The organism is Caballeronia sp. M23-90 (genome assembly GCF_053574605.1).
The window spans coordinates 1-856 of record NZ_JBSIPA010000914.1; the positions used below are offsets into that span (position 1 = coordinate 1).

The 856-nt window shown below is 62.7% G+C and carries 2 pseudogenes; one reads left to right on the forward strand and one right to left on the reverse strand.

Features of this window, described 5'->3' with window-relative positions:
- Positions 1 to 736 (reverse strand): annotated as a pseudogene (locus tag ACRXB1_RS36945) (sensor histidine kinase); the annotation flags it as partial.
- On the opposite strand from ACRXB1_RS36945, the pseudogene ACRXB1_RS36950 reads away from it, so the two are divergent.
- Positions 735 to 856: pseudogene (locus tag ACRXB1_RS36950) on the forward strand (DUF4390 domain-containing protein); the annotation flags it as partial. The pseudogenes ACRXB1_RS36945 and ACRXB1_RS36950 overlap by 2 nt on opposite strands.

Below are 856 nucleotides of genomic sequence, written 5' to 3' on the forward strand. Positions count from 1 at the left end.
TCGCGGCTGCGTCGCGACCAGCGAACGCCTTGCGCACCATCGCGCCGAACTCGGCAAGCACGCCGATCTGCTCCAGCGGCAGATTCAGCGATCCGCTGAACGGCTGCCGGAAAATGCGTTCCGCGCCACGATTGGCCGTGGTGAGGCGGAACTGCCGGTCGAACACGAATACGCCTGCCGTCAGGTTCGCGAGAATGCTTTCGAGATACGCCTTCGAATGCTCGAGTGCAATCCGGTTGTTCTCGACCGCCGCGCGCGCCTCGGACAATTGCCGCGTCATGGCGTTGAACGACTGCGTGAGAAAGCCAAGTTCATCGCGCGATTTCACTTCGCGCTTGGGCGTGTAGTCACCCTCCGCCACTTCCTTCGTGCCTTGCGCCAGCAAGAACAACGGCCGTGCAAGCTGATTGCCGAGCGCGAGCGCAAGCATCATTGCGATGAACGTGGCAAGGAACAGCGCCAGCGTCAGCGTGCCGATATACATCTTGCGCAAACCGGTGCGCCCGAGCGCCTTCTCCTGATATTCGCGATACGCGCGCTGCACAGCGTCGGCGTTGCGTGCGAGCGCGGTGCTCACCGGCTGTTCGATTTGCAGGAAGCGCTCGGCCGGCTGCAGTTCGGTGGTCGAGCTATCGGGAATCTTCACGATCACGCGCAGCCTCAGCGCGCCCTTGGGTCCGGTCAGGCTCGAATCGCCATCGACTTCGCCTTCAATGGCGCCGTACGGATGGCCGCGCTGGTACTGGTTCGATGAAGAGCCGGTCAGCGTCTCGCAAAGCATCCGGCTGTCGTTTCAGCCGTTGACGCGCGAGTATCGGGTGTCGACGGGTGGTTTGCAGCTTGGTTTCGCCACGCT